Genomic DNA, 17213 nt, shown 5'->3' with positions numbered 1-17213 from the left:
ACTTAATTTTGTGTTTTAGTGTTACTAATATACATTTTTTTTCTTTTGGCTGTATATATTGCAGCGTTTAATTCAAAACCTAGCAATAAAATCATACAGTTTATCCATATGTAAATCATAATAACCAAAAGTGTACCAATTGATCCGTACAACTCATTATATTTTGCAAATTTAGAAACATAAAACCCAAAACCTACAGAAGTCATTGACATTAAGATAGTTGTAAAAATAGATCCGTAAGAAATAAATGATAGATGTTTTGTTTCTTTAGTACCAAATTTATACAAAATAGATACGGTAAGTAATATCATTAATACTACAAAAATATTTCTACCAACATCGGCCAACACAGGATTATCAGAAACATGCATTAAAACTTCTACTGTTAAGTAAACCGCTACTGAAATAACTAATAGTAAACTTAATAAAACAGATAAGACTATTGAAATAAGGTATTGTCTAAAAAAACTACGTGAAACAGATAAGTGTGTTGATGATTCAAATCCACCAATAATTGCGTTAACGCCATTCGCCATAAAAATCACAGACATGATAACCCCCGTTGATAATAAACTTTTATAGGAATTATTCATGATATCTACCAAAATTAACTCAATAGCATCGTATGTATTTGGCGGAACGTTTTCTTCTACAAATGATAAAAAACTTTGCTGAAAATTATCAATAGGTATATAAGGAATAAGGTTTAAGAGAAATAATGCAAACGGAAACAACGCCATAAAAAACGTAAAAGCAATGGAACCAGCTTTGTAGTTAAACGCTCCTTTTACAATACCTTCAATGTAAATTCGTAAGAGTCCATAAAGTGTTAAACCTTCTAATCCGGGTAATTTTAGCCGCATAGAAAATTTAATTAATTTACCTATAACAGGTAATTTTGTTATTTTAACCGATGAACTCTTCAAAATAATTTACAATACCGCCTTTAAACTTAAATCCATGTTATAAACCGAATGTGTTAATGCACCACTTGATATAAAATCAACACCACATTCAGCATAATTTCGAATGGTTTTCTCGTTAATATTACCCGATGATTCTGCAAAACACTTACCATTTATCATAGCAACTGCTTTTTTAGTATCCTCGTAATTAAAGTTATCAATTAAGATTTGATAAACGCCATCGTTTTGAAGAATTTCTTCAATTTCCTGAAGATTTCGAGCTTCAACAACAATTTTTAAATCTTTATTTTTTTCTTTTAGATACGATTGCGTTTTTTGAATAGCTTGCGTAATTCCTCCAGCAAAATCAATGTGATTGTCTTTTAACATGATCATATCATACAAAGCAAAACGATGATTTTCACCACCACCAATCTTCACTGCCCATTTCTCAATAGCACGAATTCCAGGCGTAGTTTTACGAGTATCTAAAATTTTTGCTTTGGTGCCTTTTACTAAATCAACAAAATATTTGGTCTTGGTAGCAATAGCGCTCATGCGTTGCATACAATTTAGAACAACGCGCTCAGCTTTTAAAATTGATTGCGATTTTCCTGTAACATAAAAAGCAATATCGCCATACTTAACAGGTGTGCCATCTTCCATTAAAACTTCAACTTGCATTTCTGGATCTACATAGTGAAACACCATTTTAGCAAACGCAACACCAGCCAAAATTCCTTCATCTTTAACTAAAAGCTTTGCTTTGCCCATTGCATCTGCAGGTATACATGCTAATGAACTATGATCGCCATCGCCAACATCTTCGCGAATAGCATTTTCAATGATTAAGTGCAGTTCTTTATTAAATTGTTCTTGTGAAATCATCTAAATTATGTTTATTTGCTAAAGTACAATTTTTTATTTGTAGTAAAGAAATTGAAAAAATAAGTTTTAACAGACAGTATATTAGAAAGCAATACACTTATATATTGAAAGCGAAATATAAAAGAAAAATGTTCTAACAATATTATTTCTAGCTAATGCTTAATCTTAATGGCTAGGATTTCTTTAATTTATCTTTTAAAAAGTCCTTATTAAAATTAAGAATAAAAAAACCAGTAGTGAAAACTACTGGTTTTTTTATTCTTAAAACTTTTCTTATTTAAAATCAGCGTCTGAAACACCTTCATTTACTTTTACATCAGAAGCTTTAAATTCAACTGACATTCCTGGACCTAATGGTAATGAAGTTGCATGTGCTACTTTCACACCTTTAACTTCTTTATAATCTCCATAAGTTGAAGTCATTTCAAAAGTTTGTCCTTGTGCTTCAACAGATTCTGTAGCTGCTACTTTTAAGTTACTTGCTACACTATAATATATAGTAGATTTATCTTTTTTCAACACATAAACCTCTTCTCCGTTTAACACTTCAATTCCAGTTAATTCAAATTTTGAAGCATTTTTTAAATCCTCTAATTCATCAAATAATTTTGTAGATTCTTGAGCATCTTTTAAAGCATCACCTTTTAAATCTTGTTTCTGTCCTTGTTGCACAGTGTAACCTAAAGTAGGCGTAACCACTTGCTTCATAATTTCCATTCCCATACCGTTTAAAGACATCGCTGATTGACCTTTATTGGTTTGTTTTTGAGTCATTGTAAGCTCCATACCTTGCATAGTTCCTTTAGAAACAACGCTTAATGATTTCACTTCTTTCAATTTTTTCTCACCACCAATTGCATTGATATGGTTTTCGATAACTGTTTTAGCAGTAACACCTGCTGGTACTGCTTTCTTGAAAACTGGTTTTTCTACCGAATTTGCAAAACGATCGTAATAATTTACTGGGTAACCTAAACGATCTAAAGTTCCCGCAACATCAGCACCTTTACCAACAATTACAATACGTTGATTGTCTTTCTTGAAATATTGATTTGCTACACGTTGAACATCAGCAATAGTTACCGCTTGAATGTTTTTAATGTAGTTTTCATAGTAATTAGCTGGTAAATTTTGCGTTTTAGTTCTTAAAGCAAAAGCTGCAATAGTACCTGGTTTTTGTGTTTCCATTACAAAGTTTCCAATATACTTTGCTTTTGCTAAATCTAACTCAGCTTGTGTAACAGGTTGTGTTCTAATTTTGTTGATTTCGTTTACAAATTCAACTACAGCAGAATCGGTAACTACGTTACGTACAGATGCTGACGATTTAAATTTAGAAGTGTATTTACCTGAACCTAAAGAAGAGTAAGCTCCGTATGTCCATCCATGAGCTTCACGTAAGTTTAAGAACAAACGTCCTTCACCACCACCACCTAAGATTTGGTTTGCAATTAAACCTGCAAAATAATCTTTATCGGTTAATTTTAAGTTTACTGTGTTTACTAAAGCAATTTCAGACTGAACTGCATTTGGCATATCAACAAAATCAATTTGAGTTTTGATAACATCACTTGGTTCTGGATATTTAGCAACTGGTGCAGATGCTTTTTTCCATCCTTTAAATAATTTTTCTACTTGCTTTTTAACATCTTTATAGTTAACATCACCCACTACAATTAAGTAAGCGTTTTCTGGCACAAAGTAAGATGCGTAGTTTTGTTTAACATCTTCTAAACTAACTGCGTTTAAACTTTGCTCTGTAACAAACTCACCGTTTGGATGATTTTTACCATATAATAAAGCATCTGTAACACGACCAGCTACTGAAGCTACCGATTTTTCATCAGCTTTTAACCCTTCGATAGATTGTTGTTTTGCTTTATCAAATTCTTCTTGAGAAAATAACGGACTTAAAGATCCTTCTGCCATTAATTCTAATAAGCGAGAACTGTATTTTGATAAACCACTTGCTGATGCACCTGTGTTCCAAAAGTTAACGCTTGCACCTAAAAAGTCAATTTCATCATTGAATTTTTCTTTAGATGTTTTTGCGGTTCCGTTACCTACAACAGCACTTGTTAAACTAGAAACACCTGCTTTTGCACCTTCTGCATAAGGTGGTGTATCAATTGTTAATGAGTAGCTTACACGTGGTAATTTGTGATCTTCTACAACTAAAACTTTTAACCCGTTTTTTAATGAAAATTCTTGTGGTTTTTTCACGTTAACCGTTGGCATTGGTCCTGCTTGTGGTTGCGGGCGTTTAATTTGAGCTTCGGCACTAATTGTTAGTAACAAAGCTGATGCGAATACTAATATTTTTTTCATTTTGTTAACCGAATTATTTAGCTGAATCTTCTTTAGCTGGTACATAATCTAATAATAAACGAGAATTACTTTTTAAGTATTTCTTAGCAATATCACGAATTTCTTCTCTTGTGATAGAACGGTAAATATTAATTTCTTCGTTAATTAAATTAATATCACCATATAACAAATAATTTGTTGCTAAATTCTCTGTTAACTGCTCTAAATCTGAGTTTCCACTCACATAACGGTTTTCAAAATCGTTTTGTAATTTTTGGTAATCTCTTTCAGAAATTAATTCTGTTTGTAATTTTGTTACTTCATCATCAATTTCTTTTTGTAAAGTAGCTCTAGATGTATCACCCATTGGCATTGCACCAATTAAATACATACCGTAATCTTCTTGTGCATAGTTGAAAGCAAATAACTGTAAAGCCATTTTTTTCTCATCAACAATTTTCTTTTGCATTGGCGATGATTTTCCACCTGTTAAGTAAGAAGAAATCATATCTAAAACTCTTGCCTCACGCGTTTTCATTGATGGCGTTCTATAAGCTGTGATGTACATTGGAATTTGAATGTTTGCATCATGAGCTGTAGCAATAATAGGTTTTGTAATTTCATCTTCTTTGATGTTTACTCGTGGAACATCAGCTCCTCTTTTAACAACACCAAAATATTTTTGAACCAATTCTTTTGTTTTACCAAATTCAATATCACCAGCAATTACCAATACAGCATTGTTAGGTACATAGAATTTTTTGTTGAAAGCTTGGAACTCTTCTAAAGTAGCAGCATCTAAATGCTCCATAGAACCAATAGGTGCCCAACGGTATGGATGTTTCTTGAATAAATTTTTCTTAACCTCTGTAATCCAGTTTCCGTAAGGTTGATTATCTACACGTAAACGTTTTTCTTCTTTTACAACTTCGTTTTGTGTATCAACACCAATTTGGTTGATAACTGGTTGTAATAAACGATCACTTTCCATCCAAATAGCCAATTCTAAATTGTTTGATGGAAAAACTTCGTAATAATACGTACGGTCATCAGAAGTGTTTGCGTTATTGTGACCTCCGTTAGAAGTTACCAACTTAAACCATTCTCCTCTTCCAATGTTTTCAGTACCTTCAAACAAAAGGTGCTCAAAAAAGTGCGCAAAACCAGTACGCTCTGGGTTTTCATCTTTAGCACCAACGTGGTACATTACAGAAGTAACTACAACTGGCGCCGATTTGTCTTGATGTAATACTACATGCAAACCATTGTCAAGTGTATACTCTTCAAACTCAACTTTCTGAGCAACTGCAACACTACTAATTAAAAGTGCAGAAGCTAAAGCCGTTAAAGATTTTCTCATAACTTCGATTTAAATTAATTTGATTTTGTAAATTAGTTCGCAATTTCGTGATTTTGTTACATTTAACTTCTTCTTTTTTTTAAATATTTTTTCAGTTAGAATTAATTTTTTAAAAACGAACAACTTAGGCTTTGATTTTAGATATTTTTTGTATATTTGCAGTCTTAAAATTAATTTTAATTTAATTGTTATGTACGCAATCGTAGAGATAGCAGGGCAACAATTCAAAGTTAGCAAAGACCAAAAAGTGTATGTACACCGTTTAGCTGCTGAAGAAGGAACTAATGTTACTTTTGACAAAGTTTTCTTAGTAGACAACGCAGGTGCAATTACTTTAGGCGCCCCAGCTATAACAGGAGCTTCAGTAGGAGCGAAAGTTTTAAAACACCTTCAAGGTGACAAAGTTATCGTTTTCAAGAAAAAAAGAAGAAAAGGATACAAAAAGAAAAACGGTCACAGACAAGCATTGACTCAAATCGTAATCGAGGGAATCAACATCTAATCTGTAACTAGAAAGTATTAACAATTTTAAAAACCAAACATCATGGCTCACAAGAAAGGTGTCGGTAGTTCTAAGAATGGTAGAGAATCAGAATCGAAACGTTTAGGCGTTAAGATTTATGGTGGTCAAGCAGCTATTGCTGGAAACATCATCGTTAGACAAAGAGGTTCAAAACATAACCCAGGTGAAAACGTTTACATGGGAAAAGATCATACTTTACATGCTAAAGTTGATGGAGTTGTACAATTTACAAAAAAGAGAGATAACAAATCTTTCGTTTCTATTGTACCGTTTGAAGCTTAATCTTCTTAGACAACAAAGAACAAAAAGCATCTCTTAAGAGATGCTTTTTTTATTTTAGTAGTTATTATAAGTTTATTTGGTCTATTAAAATTATTTTTTTTAAATAATTCGTTTTAATTAAACCGCAACGTTATGCTCTCTTAAAGCATCGTTTAAAGAAGTTTTCTTATCAGTACTTTCTTTTCGTTTACCAATGATTAAAGCACAAGGTACTTGGTATTCACCCGCTGCAAATTTCTTGGTGTAAGAACCCGGAATTACTACAGAGCGCTCTGGAACATATCCTTTAATTTCTACAGGCGTATCACCTGTTACATCAATAATTTTAGTAGATGCTGTTAAACAAACATTAGCGCCTAAAACAGCTTCTTTACCCACGCGAACACCTTCAACTACAATACAACGAGATCCAATAAAAGCATTATCTTCAATAATTACTGGTGCAGCTTGTAAAGGTTCTAAAACACCACCAATACCAACACCTCCAGATAAATGCACATTTTTACCAATTTGTGCACAAGAACCAACGGTTGCCCATGTATCTACCATAGTACCTTCGTCTACATAAGCTCCAATATTTACATAAGATGGCATTAAAATTACACCAGATGAAATGTAGGCACCATGACGTGCTACTGCATTAGGCACTACACGAATTCCTTTTTCGGCATAATTACGTTTTAAAGGTATTTTGTCGTGATATTCAAAAATTCCTGCTTCTAAGGTTTCCATTTTTTGAATAGGGAAGTACATTACAACAGCTTTTTTAACCCATTCATTAATTTGCCAACCACCATCTACGGGTTCTGCAGTGCGTAATTCTCCGTTATCAATTAAATCTATAACTTCTCTAATAGTTTTTTGCGTTTCTTCTTGCTGTAATAATTCTCGGTTTTCCCAAGCTTTTTCTATAATGTTTTTTAACGATTCCATACTTAAGTTTAATTTCATACAAATATATCAAAACCTTTTATTTTTCTGTCTTTTTATAAAGATATAGAAATAAAAAAACCTACTAAAAAGTAGGTTTTATATATGTAAGTAAGATAAACGGGGTTTTACAAACGTTTATTTAATTTTATTAACGATAGCTGTGAAAGCTTCTGGGTGGTTCATTGCTAAATCAGCTAAAACCTTACGGTTTAATTCGATGTTGTTAGCTTTGATTTTTCCCATGAATTGAGAATAAGACATTCCGTGTAAACGTGCACCAGCGTTAATACGCATAATCCATAATGAACGGAAATTTCTTTTCTTTTGTTTTCTGTCACGGTAAGCGTAAGACATTGCTTTCTCTACCGCGTTTTTAGCTACTGTCCAAACGTTTTTACGTCTTCCGAAGAAACCTTTGGCTTGCTTCAAAATTCTTTTTCTTCTTGCTCTTGATGCTACTGCATTATTTGCTTTTGGCATAATTCTTAGATTTTTGTAGTAGGGCGGATGTTGCCATCGCTTTTGATCTTTTAATTAGTTACGATCAGCCCACTCCAGGGTTATTAAATTGTTTTAACCGAAAGAATCAATTAAGATTAAATAATTCTTAATTGTTCTTTGATGCTTTTCTCGTCAGATTTATGTACTAAACCAGAGTGAGTTAAAGCTAATTTACGCTTTTTAGACTTCTTTGTTAAGATGTGGCTTTTGAAAGCGTGTTTTCTTTTAATTTTTCCAGAACCAGTAACGGTAAAACGTTTCTTAGCACTAGATTTAGTTTTCATTTTAGGCATCTTGTTCCTAGGTATTTATGTTATCTTACTTAACAATATTGTGCAAAAGTACTAATTTTTCTTTTTAGGTGCAATATACATTGTCATTCTTTTACCTTCAAGAACGGGCATAGCTTCTACTTTTCCAAATTCTTCTAAGTCTTGCGCTAAACGCAATAATAAAATTTGACCTTGTTCTTTGTATATAATTGAACGACCCTTAAAGAATACAAATGCTTTTAATTTTGAACCTTCTTTCAAAAATTTCATTGCATTTTTCTTTTTGAACTCATAATCGTGCTCGTCTGTTTGAGGTCCAAAACGAATTTCTTTAACAGTAATTTGAGCAGTTTTAGCCTTCAACATTTTGTCGCGCTTCTTTTGCTCGTAAAGAAACTTTTTGTAATCGATAATTTTACAAACAGGTGGGTTTGCATTTGGAGAAATTTCAACCAAATCTAAGGCCTGAGCATCAGCCATAGCCATTGCTTCAGTTGTTTTATAAACACCTGGTTCTATGTTATCGCCTACTAAACGAACTTCTGGCACGCGAATTTTATCATTAATTCTGTGTGCATCTTCCTTCTTTTCTAGAGGTTTAAAACCTCTTCTGTGATTTACTGCTATGGTATTATAGTTTTGTGCTTTTTACAGCGGTTTAACTTAAAATTGTTTTATTGTTTTGTTTACTTCTTCTTCAATTAAAGAGATAAATTCTTCAATTTTCATAGAGGTATTTGATTTACCTGATTCTCCTTGTTTACGAACAGAAACGGTTGCATTTTTCTCTTCATCCTCACCAATAATTAACATGAAAGGATATTTTTGTAACTCTGCCTCACGGATTTTTTTACCGATGGTTTCATTACGATCATCAAGTTTGGCGCGAATTTCGTGATTTTCTAGCAAATTTAAAACTTTTTTTGCATAATTTTCATATTTCTCGCTCAAAGACAGGATGATAACTTGTTCTGGCATTAACCATAATGGAAAATGACCGCCTGTGTTTTCTAATAAAATAGCAATGAAACGTTCCATTGAACCAAATGGTGCACGGTGTATCATTACAGGTCTGTGTAACTTATCATCAGATCCTTTGTATGACAAATCAAAACGTTCTGGTAAATTGTAATCTACCTGAATGGTTCCTAATTGCCAACTACGGCCTAATGCATCTTTTACCATAAAGTCTAATTTAGGTCCGTAGAAAGCGGCTTCGCCAGATTCTATTACATAAGTTAAACCTTTATCTTTTGCTGCATTAATAATTGCTTGCTCTGCTTTTTCCCAGTTTTCAACTGATCCAATGTATTTTTCTGGCTTGTCTAAATCGCGAACAGAAACTTGAGCCGTAAAATTATCAAATCCTAAAGAACCAAAAACATACAATACTAAATCGATTACTTTTTTGAATTCTTCGTCTAATTGATCTGGTGTACAAAAAATATGCGCATCGTCTTGCGTAAAACAACGAACACGTGTTAAACCGTGTAACTCACCCGATTGTTCGTAACGGTAAACGGTACCAAATTCTGCATAACGTTTAGGTAAATCTTTGTACGACCAAGGTTTTGCATTGTAAATTTCACAATGGTGTGGGCAGTTCATTGGTTTTAATAAGTATTCTTCTCCTTCAACAGGTGTGTGAATAGGTTGAAAACTATCTGCACCGTATTTTGCGTAATGCCCTGAAGTTACATATAATTCTTTATGACCAATATGTGGTGTTACCACTTGTTCATAACCCGCTTTTTTCTGTGCTTTCTTTAAAAATGATTCTAAACGCTCACGTAAAGCAGCTCCTTTTGGTAACCATAATGGCAACCCTTGACCTACTTTTTGTGAGAATGTGAACAATTCTAATTCTTTACCTAATTTACGGTGATCGCGGCGTTTTGCCTCTTCAATCATTTCTAAATATTCGGTAAGGTCTTTTTGTTTAGGGAACGATATTCCATAAACACGAGTTAATTGTTTGTTTTTTTCATCGCCTCTCCAATATGCACCTGCAACTGAAAGTATTTTTACCGCTTTAATGATGCTTGTGTTAGGAATGTGCCCACCACGACATAAATCGGTAAAAGTAGCGTGATCACAAAAAGTAATTGTTCCGTCTTCTAAGTTCTGAATCAATTCTGTTTTGTACTCGTTGTCTTTATATAATTCTAAAGCTTCAGCTTTTGTAGCTGAACGCATTTTAAATTCGTATTTTTCTTTAGAAATGGCTAAAATTCGATCTTCAATTGCTTTAAAATCTGCATCTGATATCTTATTATCACCAAAATCAACATCGTAATAAAAACCATTGTCAATTGCAGGACCAATAGTTAATTTAATTCCAGGATACATTTCTTGTAAAGCTTGCGCCATAACGTGTGATGTAGAGTGCCAAAATGCTTTTTTTCCTTCATCATTCGTCCAAGTGTATAAAACCAAACTACCATCGGTGGTTAACGGCGTAACGGTTTCAACGGTAGTACCGTTAAAATTAGCTGAAATTACGTTACGTGCTAAACCTTCGCTTATACTTAAAGCTACATCGTACGGAGTAACGCCTGAAGCATACTCACGAACCGAACCATCTGGTAATGTTATTTTAATCATTTTGTTATTGAAATTTTTTTATCACGCAAATATAAGAAAGAATTATTTTCAATGATAAAAAATCACACGGTTTCGTTATGAAATGTTAATGTTTTTACGTTATTTCGTTTCTTAGTATGAATATTGATAAAGCCATAACCATAATTCAGTATAACGAAAGTTATAAAAGTACTTGGGATTCTTTTGTTGATTTAAGTAAAAATGCCACTTTTTTATTTAAACGCGATTTTATGGAATATCACAAAGACCGTTTTGCTGATTGTTCGTTATTGTTTTTTTTAGAAGATGAATTGGTTGCTATTTTGCCAGCTACTATAAAAGACGCTAGTGTTTTTTCACATCAAGGTTTAACATATGGTGGCTTATTGGTAAAACAAACTGTTCGTTTTGCATTATACAAGCAATTGTTTGCACATTTGATAGCGTTTTTAAAAGAACGTTCTATAACTGATTTATTTATTAAAACAATTCCATCAATATATAGTGAAAGTGCAAATGATGAATTAATGTTTTTACAACAATCGTATCAGTGTTCAATTGAGTACAACATTGGATCTGTAATTTATAATAATGAGTCGTTAATTGTATCAAAATCAATTCTTAGAAACGCTAATAAAGCCAAACGATTAGGTATTGAAATTAAAAAAAGTAATGATTTCGATTTTTTTTGGAACGAATTACTTGTTCCTCGCTTAAATAATAAATTTGGTAAAAAGCCTATTCATTCGTTAGAAGAAATGATAAAATTAAAAGCTCTTTTTTCTAATGAAATTGAGCTAATTGGGGCTTTTTTAAACAATGAAATGATTGCTGGAACGATACTGTTTCAAAACAAAAAATATACAAAATCACAATATATTGCAGGTAATCCAAGTTTTAATAAATTAGGAGGTTTAGATTTGTTACATTTAGAAATCATACATCAATTAAACAAACCTTATTTTGATTTTGGTACATCAAGTTCCGATGAAACGTTTATAGAAAAAGAGTCGCTTTTGGCTTGGAAAGAGCAATTTGGCGCGCGAACTATCGTTTTTTCAACCTATCACTTTAAAATTTAAGCAAATTAAGATGATTCCATATTTAAATTTAAGTAAAATAAATGCTCCTTATAAAGAAGCTTTTTTACAAAAAACATCCTTGTTTTTAGATAAGGGATATTACATTTTAGGTGACGAAGTTTTACACTTTGAAGAAGAGTTTGCTAATTATTGTAATACAACCCATTGTATTGGTGTTGGTAACGGTTTAGATGCTTTAGTTTTAATATTTAAGGCTTATGTTGAGTTAGGTGTTTTAAAAGTAGGAGATGAAATTTTAGTACCTGCTAATACCTATATTGCTAGCATTTTAGCGGTGTTAAACGCAGGTTTAATACCTAAGCTGGTTGATACTAATTTGTTGAATTACAACTTAACTTTAGAAGTATTACAAAATCAAGTATCGCAACATACAAAAGGTGTTTTAATGGTGCATTTGTACGGGCAGGCGACTGATGCTTTAGCAATTAAAACTTTTTGCAAAGATTTTGGTTTGTTGTTAATTGAAGATGCAGCGCAAGCCCACGGAGCTGTTTGTAATAATTTAAAAGTGGGTGCAATTGGCGATGCTGCGGGTTTTAGTTTTTACCCTGGAAAAAATTTAGGGTGTTTAGGTGATGGTGGAGCTGTTACAACATCAAACACCTTGTTAGCAAATTGCATACGTAGTTTACGTAATTACGGATCTGAGCTTAAATATCATAATATTTATAAAGGAATTAATTCTAGATTAGACGAGTTACAAGCGGCTTTTTTGCGCTTAAAATTACCCGATTTAGATTTTGATAACAACATTCGCAAAGGAATTGCTAAACGTTTTATTAACGAAGTTTCAAATCCAACCATTGTTTTGCCTTTTATTGCAGACTACAATGCGCACGTGTTTCATATTTTTCCTATTAGAGTTGAAAACCGACAACAATTTCAACAATATATGTTAGAACATAACATACAAACATTAATTCATTATCCTATTCCGCCTCATAAACAAGAGGCAATGACAGAGTTTAGTGCGCTTTCATTACCAATTAGTGAATTAATACATCATCAAGTTGTTAGTATCCCTCTAAATCCTTCGTTAACTGTAGAAGAGCAAGATTACATTATTGATAAGTTAAATGGCTTTTAATGGATATTTATATTAAATCATTTAATCGTGCTTACTTGTTACATCGTACTATTGCAAGTATTTATCATTTTTTAGACGGTTTTTCTGATAAAATTATTGTTTTAGATGATGGTACACCACAAAGGTATTTAGATAAAATTCAGCAACTTTTTCCTGATGTTATTATTAAGAAATCTCCAAATTTTGAAAAGAAAAGCAATCATATTTTATTAGAAACTGTTCCTGAAAAGGTAATTCCTGCCGATTTTTGGCGAAATGAAATTTTAAAAGTTTCAGCGAATTTTATTCTTTTAGAAGATGATATGTGGTTTAAAGAGCACATAAATTATACTGATTTTGTAAGCGAAGTTTGCAATATGAAAGTTGATATGATAAAGTTTATGTGGCTAAAGAACGAAAAATTAAGATCTAAAAACATTGTTCAATCAAAAAAATATTTTGATATCATAGAACCTAAAGTTTTAACAACTAATGGTTTTTTATTTACGTCAATTTTTAAAACCAATCAGTTAAAAGTAAGCAGTATTGTTTCTAAATTCAAATCAAAAAAAGATGAACTTTTAAAGTATTATCATTTATACATTGTTGCTGGTGGTGTTTTTTCGCAAAAATATTATGAAAAGGTTTGGTGTAATTCTGCCAATATTGTTGATGAATTATTACAAATAAGGGAAGTTTTAAAGCATATAAAAAGTTTTAAATTTGCACATACTAAAACAGAAATTATTAAAGCTACTTATAAATTTACAGCTTCTACAATTGATAAAGAGCATTTTGCTACTTCACTTGACGTTTTTAAGTTGAACAAGATTTTAAACGAAGCTTGGGTAAATGGTAAAGAATATGATATTTTAGATTTTGAAAACGATATTTCTTCTAAATGGATTGAAGAATGTTGTACTAATACTGATGTAGATTTTAATGATTGGAAAAATTGGTATGAGCAGTTTAAGGCAAGTTATGAAAGCATGGGTTGCGTAATTGAATAAAATGAGTTCACAAAAACAATATAAAACACTTTTTAAAGCTACCAGTTTATTTGGTATTGTAGAAGTTTTAAGATTATTTTTAAAATTAGTAATCAATTTTGCTGCTGGTAGAATTTTAGGAGTTCAAGGGTTTGGTTTAGTGGGATTAATTGAAAATACAACACAGTTAATTACATCGTTTACAAATTTTGGAATTAATTTTATTGGAATAAGAGAAATTGCTGCTAAAAAAGGTGTGAATGAGCAAGAGTTTCAAAAAACAATAAAAGCAATCAATTTTTTTTCTATTGCTACGGGGCTTTTAGCTGCCATTGTTTCCATAGTACTATCTTCTTTATTAAGTAAACTAACTTTTGAAACTACCGATTATTATATTTGGTTTATACTTCTTTCGGTTTATTTTGTGTTTACAAGTTTAACTCAGAACAAAATTATTTTTTTAGAAGGAACTCAAAATTTTTCTAAATTAATCAGAATAAACATCTTATCAAATGCTGTTAACACTGTTGTTGTAATACTTAGCTATTATTTCTTTAAAATAAATGGAATTATAATAGCTATGATATTAAGTGCAATTGTAACCTATTTGATATACTTAAAACTTACGCTTGTTCCTAATACAAACATAAAACTAACAACTAATGAAAAGCAAACCTATTTTAAAGAATACATAAAGTCTGGTAGTTTAATGGCTTTAAACGTTTTTATAGGTTTCTTGTGTTATTATGTAATTCGGATATTTTTAAAGGATCACAATTCCGCATATTTGAGCTATTATAATGTAGGTAACATTATTTTGGTTTCGTATTTAGGAATGATTTTTATAGCAATGAGTAAGTATTTTTTTCCAAAACTTACACAAACAATTAAAGAGAAAGATGATTCTAATTTATTAATTAACAATCAGTTAGAAATGAGTTTATTGGTTATTTTACCTGCAATATTAATTGTGTATTCTTTTGGAAACGAGTTGATTAGTTTATTTTTTTCTAAAGATTTCAAACCAGCCTATAGCATCTTGATTTTTGGATTGTTATCTATTGTTTTTAGAGGATTTAATTACGCAATAGGATATTTATTTTTAGCTCATAAAAATTACAAACAGTATTTTATTATTAATGCATTAAGCGATGTTTTAAATGCCGTTTTATCCATTATTCTGTTTAATAAAATAGGTTTGTATGGTATTGGTTTGGCTATTTTGGTTAATTATGTACTTTCTTCAATTTATATTTACTTCTATGTAAATAAAGTATATGATTTTAAGTTAAATAAGGCTACAAAAACATTGTTTTTAGGTTCTGTATTAATTACTGCATGTTTAATTTGGCTCTATTTTAATTTAAATGCGCATTATTTTTTTATAATTGCTGTAGTATTAGCAATACTTTCTTTGTTTTTTAGCGTTTTGAAATTTGATAGTTATATATTTGATAATAAAATCAAGAATAAAATTAAATCACTATTTTGATTCAGAGATTAAAACATTTCATTTCAATTAGTTGGATTCAAACAATTAAAATTAACTTTAAAACGTTGCCTTTTAAAGAAGCTTTATCATTGCCTATAATTATTTATAAAGGCTTTAAAGTTGTTGAGTTAAAAGGGAAAATATGCTTTAATGTTCCTGTTACTTTCGGCTTAGTAGGCTTTGGTCAACCATATGAAATATTTACAAAAGGAGGCAGTAAAGGAGAGGCTGTTGTAAATGGTACTTTAAATATTAACGGACGTGTACAATTTGGAATTGATACAAAGGTTTATATAAAAAAGGAGGCTGTTTTAACCCTAGGACATATAAATTCGTTTGCAGCAAGAACAGAAATTATTTGTTTTAAAAAAATTACGATTGAAGATTGGGTACAATTTGGAAATGATTGTCTAATTTGCGATACAAATTTTCATGAGGTAAAAGATGTATCAACAAATATAATAGAACCAATGAATAAAGATATTTTTATTGGTAATCATAACTATATTGGTGCCCGTACTACAATAAAAGGTAATTGTTATACAGCTCCTAACAACATTGTGGCAACCAATTCTTTATTAAATAAAGACTATATTTCTTATGGAGAAAATATTTTAATTGGTGGTATTCCTGCAAAGAAAATCAAAGACAATATAACAAGAGATTGGGAAACTGAAAAAAAAGCTTTAGAAAACTACTTAACTATAAAACTATAAATGAGTAAAATAATTACACTACCTAAAATTGAAGATCCTCGTGGTAATTTATCTGTTTTACAAGGAGAAACCATTCCTTTTGAAATAAAACGAGTGTATTATTTATACGATGTACCAAGTGGTGCAGAAAGGGGCGGGCATGCGCATAAGGCTCAACAAGAGTTTATTATAGCGGTTAGCGGAAGTTTTGAAGTTGTTTTGAACGATGGCACACAAGAAAAAGTATACCATTTATTTAAACCTAATGAAGGTTTATATGTGCCAATAAATACTTGGCGTGAACTCCGTAATTTTTCATCAGGATCTGTTTGTTTAGTTGTTTCATCAGCTGAATTTGATGAAAGCGATTACATTCGTGATTTTAATGATTTCAAAAACTATTTAAGTAAATAAAGATGACATTTTAGTTTTATTATAGAAAATTTAAAAAGCTCTAACCACAGTTTGTTTTTTAAACATTTATCCATACTAAAGTGAATTCTTTTTAGCAAAGCTTTATTTTCTTCTTTTGAAATATTTCTTTTTAAAGACTGATTGTAAATTATTCGAAGTGATTTATTAATGTTTTTTGAATACGTTTTTTTATCATAAAATTGATTACCTAAAGAATTTTCTAAGAAACGTTTTTCAACCAAAAAATCATCTATAAATTTAATTTCAAATTGTCTAGAAAGTCTTAACCAATAATCTAAATCTTCAAAAAACAAATCTTCATTAAAACCATTCAATAATTCAAAATGCTTTTTTGTAAACATTGCTGAAACCGAACAGATTGACAAGCCACTTGAAAGAAGCTTTACATAATTGGTGTTAAATAATGAGGAATCAATTACGTTATTATTATCGTTTACAGGAAAATAAGGTTTTAATTTTTGCCCATTTTCATTTATATGGTAAGCATTTCCAAAAATAAGTGCAACATTATCAGATTGTTGTGAAAAGAAAGATGTTTGTTTTTCAATACAATCTTCCAATAAAACATCATCAGCAGCTAAATCAATAAAATAGACACCATTAGCATATTTTGCAGCTTTATTAAATGCTTTTGTAATACTAATTGTTTCTGGAAGATTAATATATTTAATTTCTGGATATTGTTTTAAAAAGGTGCTTATAATTTGCGAAGAATTGTCTGTACTACCATTGTTAATAACAATTAATTCTATATTTTTATAAGTTTGATTTAATACCGATTGAATAGCTTGTAAAACAAAGCCTTCGTGATTAAAACAATTGCAAATAACAGTAACTAATGGTAACATCATAAATATTTAAACAAATATAAAATAAGTA

18 protein-coding genes are annotated in these 17213 nt (G+C 30.8%); 8 read left to right on the top strand and 10 right to left on the bottom strand.

The features are described from left to right. Positions 1 to 2: 2 nt before the first annotated feature. The 4 genes from H1R17_RS13710 to H1R17_RS13695 form a co-directional block, all read right to left on the bottom strand. Positions 3 to 863 carry a YihY/virulence factor BrkB family protein gene (locus tag H1R17_RS13710; protein ID WP_163430735.1) on the bottom strand — a complete coding sequence of 287 codons (861 nt, stop codon included), beginning with the start codon at positions 861 to 863 and terminating at the stop codon, positions 3 to 5. Positions 864 to 932: 69 nt separating this feature from the next. Next, a complete protein-coding gene (nadC, locus tag H1R17_RS13705) occupies positions 933 to 1793 on the bottom strand; it encodes a carboxylating nicotinate-nucleotide diphosphorylase (RefSeq protein ID WP_163430736.1) in 861 nt (286 codons plus the stop codon). A 273-nt stretch (positions 1794 to 2066) separates the two neighbouring features. After that, positions 2067 to 4121, bottom strand: a complete 2055-nt coding sequence (locus H1R17_RS13700; RefSeq protein WP_163430737.1) for an insulinase family protein — start codon at positions 4119 to 4121, stop codon at positions 2067 to 2069. A gap of 13 nt (positions 4122 to 4134) precedes the next feature. Then, the gene (locus H1R17_RS13695) at positions 4135 to 5460 is read right to left on the bottom strand and encodes a pitrilysin family protein (protein ID WP_163430739.1); all 1326 of its coding nucleotides are present in this window, start codon (positions 5458 to 5460) and stop codon (positions 4135 to 4137) included. Between the two features lie 190 nt (positions 5461 to 5650). Here H1R17_RS13695 and rplU point away from each other — a divergent pair, with 190 nt between their 5' ends. Next, on the top strand, positions 5651 to 5962 hold the full coding sequence (gene rplU / locus H1R17_RS13690; RefSeq protein WP_163430741.1) for a 50S ribosomal protein L21: 312 nt from the start codon (positions 5651 to 5653) through the stop codon (positions 5960 to 5962). 42 nt (positions 5963 to 6004) lie between these two features. Then, positions 6005 to 6265, top strand: coding sequence for a 50S ribosomal protein L27 (rpmA, locus tag H1R17_RS13685; protein ID WP_163430743.1), 261 nt, complete (start codon positions 6005 to 6007; stop codon positions 6263 to 6265). A 117-nt stretch (positions 6266 to 6382) separates the two neighbouring features. Here the strand turns inward: rpmA and H1R17_RS13680 are convergent, their stop codons facing one another. The 5 genes from H1R17_RS13680 to thrS form a co-directional block, all read right to left on the bottom strand. Continuing rightward, a complete protein-coding gene (locus tag H1R17_RS13680) occupies positions 6383 to 7198 on the bottom strand; it encodes a 2,3,4,5-tetrahydropyridine-2,6-dicarboxylate N-succinyltransferase (protein ID WP_163430954.1) in 816 nt (271 codons plus the stop codon). Between the two features lie 135 nt (positions 7199 to 7333). Beyond that, the gene (gene rplT, locus H1R17_RS13675; RefSeq protein WP_163430745.1) at positions 7334 to 7678 is read right to left on the bottom strand and encodes a 50S ribosomal protein L20; all 345 of its coding nucleotides are present in this window, start codon (positions 7676 to 7678) and stop codon (positions 7334 to 7336) included. A 116-nt stretch (positions 7679 to 7794) separates the two neighbouring features. Further along, positions 7795 to 7992, bottom strand: coding sequence for a 50S ribosomal protein L35 (gene rpmI, locus H1R17_RS13670; protein ID WP_163430747.1), 198 nt, complete (start codon positions 7990 to 7992; stop codon positions 7795 to 7797). Positions 7993 to 8043: 51 nt separating this feature from the next. Further along, the gene (infC, locus tag H1R17_RS13665; RefSeq protein ID WP_163430955.1) at positions 8044 to 8598 is read right to left on the bottom strand and encodes a translation initiation factor IF-3; all 555 of its coding nucleotides are present in this window, start codon (positions 8596 to 8598) and stop codon (positions 8044 to 8046) included. A gap of 36 nt (positions 8599 to 8634) precedes the next feature. Then, complete coding sequence (thrS, locus tag H1R17_RS13660) at positions 8635 to 10575, bottom strand: threonine--tRNA ligase (protein WP_163430749.1); 1941 nt, start codon at positions 10573 to 10575, stop codon at positions 8635 to 8637. Between the two features lie 116 nt (positions 10576 to 10691). Here thrS and H1R17_RS13655 point away from each other — a divergent pair, with 116 nt between their 5' ends. Genes H1R17_RS13655 through H1R17_RS13630 form a run of 6 tightly spaced genes read left to right on the top strand, consistent with a single transcriptional unit; the run spans position 10692 to position 16313 of the window. Further along, positions 10692 to 11636 (top strand): GNAT family N-acetyltransferase, encoded by a 945-nt coding sequence (locus tag H1R17_RS13655; protein WP_163430751.1) that lies wholly within the window; start codon positions 10692 to 10694, stop codon positions 11634 to 11636. A 10-nt stretch (positions 11637 to 11646) separates the two neighbouring features. Further along, positions 11647 to 12744 (top strand): DegT/DnrJ/EryC1/StrS aminotransferase family protein, encoded by a 1098-nt coding sequence (locus H1R17_RS13650; RefSeq protein ID WP_163430753.1) that lies wholly within the window; start codon positions 11647 to 11649, stop codon positions 12742 to 12744. Further along, positions 12744 to 13733, top strand: a complete 990-nt coding sequence (locus tag H1R17_RS13645; protein ID WP_163430755.1) for a glycosyltransferase family 2 protein — start codon at positions 12744 to 12746, stop codon at positions 13731 to 13733. Before H1R17_RS13650 ends, H1R17_RS13645 begins: the two co-directional genes overlap by 1 nt. 1 nt (position 13734) lies before the next feature. Beyond that, the gene (locus H1R17_RS13640; protein WP_163430757.1) at positions 13735 to 15204 is read left to right on the top strand and encodes an oligosaccharide flippase family protein; all 1470 of its coding nucleotides are present in this window, start codon (positions 13735 to 13737) and stop codon (positions 15202 to 15204) included. Beyond that, positions 15201 to 15920: a hypothetical protein gene (locus tag H1R17_RS13635; RefSeq protein WP_163430759.1), complete on the top strand. Its 720-nt coding sequence runs from the start codon at positions 15201 to 15203 to the stop codon at positions 15918 to 15920. The genes H1R17_RS13640 and H1R17_RS13635 overlap by 4 nt, the downstream gene beginning before the upstream one ends. Further along, a complete protein-coding gene (locus H1R17_RS13630; RefSeq protein WP_163430760.1) occupies positions 15921 to 16313 on the top strand; it encodes an FdtA/QdtA family cupin domain-containing protein in 393 nt (130 codons plus the stop codon). It begins immediately after the preceding gene. On the opposite strand, the gene H1R17_RS13625 is transcribed toward H1R17_RS13630, so the two are convergent. Then, the gene (locus H1R17_RS13625) at positions 16298 to 17185 is read right to left on the bottom strand and encodes a glycosyltransferase (protein ID WP_163430762.1); all 888 of its coding nucleotides are present in this window, start codon (positions 17183 to 17185) and stop codon (positions 16298 to 16300) included. The genes H1R17_RS13630 and H1R17_RS13625 overlap by 16 nt on opposite strands. Positions 17186 to 17213 lie beyond the last annotated feature (28 nt).

It is taken from the genome of Flavobacterium sp. xlx-214 (genome assembly GCF_013874595.1).
In the GTDB taxonomy this organism is placed as follows: domain Bacteria; phylum Bacteroidota; class Bacteroidia; order Flavobacteriales; family Flavobacteriaceae; genus Flavobacterium.
Note: the sequence above shows the minus strand (reverse complement) of the source record. Positions and strands in the feature narration are given on the sequence as shown.